This is a genomic window from Siccirubricoccus deserti (genome assembly GCF_014283215.1).
In the GTDB taxonomy this organism is placed as follows: domain Bacteria; phylum Pseudomonadota; class Alphaproteobacteria; order Acetobacterales; family Acetobacteraceae; genus Siccirubricoccus; species Siccirubricoccus deserti.
Genome location: NZ_JACOMF010000261.1, coordinates 1 through 662, shown reverse-complemented (window position 1 = coordinate 662; position 662 = coordinate 1). Strand labels below are relative to the sequence as shown.

At 71.5% G+C, this 662-nt stretch carries 2 protein-coding genes; both read left to right on the top strand.

All coding sequences use genetic code 11. The annotated features are described in order from the left end of the window. Positions 1-456 (top strand): IS66-like element accessory protein TnpA (gene tnpA, locus H7965_RS30215; protein ID WP_222440907.1); only part of this gene is annotated, 456 nt, incomplete at its 5' end. Further along, on the top strand, positions 453-662 hold a 210-nt coding region (tnpB, locus tag H7965_RS30210), incomplete at its 3' end, for an IS66 family insertion sequence element accessory protein TnpB (RefSeq protein ID WP_186774123.1). The genes tnpA and tnpB, both read left to right, overlap by 4 nt.

The window sequence follows — 662 nt, the reverse complement described above, 5'->3', positions numbered from 1 at the left end:
GTTGAGGCTGGTGGCCTTAACGTCGGGCGTAAGGTCGGCTGTAAGGTCATGGGCAGCGGGGCGGTCGAGATCATCACCGGGCGCGAGCGGCGGCGCCGTTGGAGCGTAGCCGATAAGCTCCGCATCCTGGCCGAATGCGATGCCCCCGGTGTGCAGGTGGCTGAGGTGGCGGCCCGACACGGCATCTACCGTAGCTTGGTGTTTCAATGGCGGCGCCAGGCCCGGGATGGCCTGCTGGTGGCCGAGCCGACGCCGGAGTTCGTGCCGGTCCGCGTCGCGGCCTCCGATCATCGGGACGAGATGCTGCCGGAGCCGGAGCCCACACCGCGATCGCCGCCACCGCCCCGCAAGGCTACCGGGATCGAGATTGAGTTGCCCGACGGCATCCGGGTGCGGGTCGGCGAGGAGGTCAGCCTCATCGCCCTGCGGCGGGTGCTGGCGGCGCTGCGCGGGTGATCCCGGGGCCACCGCCCGGCGTGCGGGTCTGGCTGGCCGCGGGCGCCACCGACATGCGGCGCGGCTTCGACGGTTTGGCGCGGCAGGTGCAGGAGGCGCTCGGGCAGGATCCGTTCAGCGGCCAGCTGTTCGTGTTCCGCGGTCGCCGCGGCGATCTGGTCAAGGCGCTGTGGTGGGATGGCCAGGGTCTGGTGCTCTACGCCAAG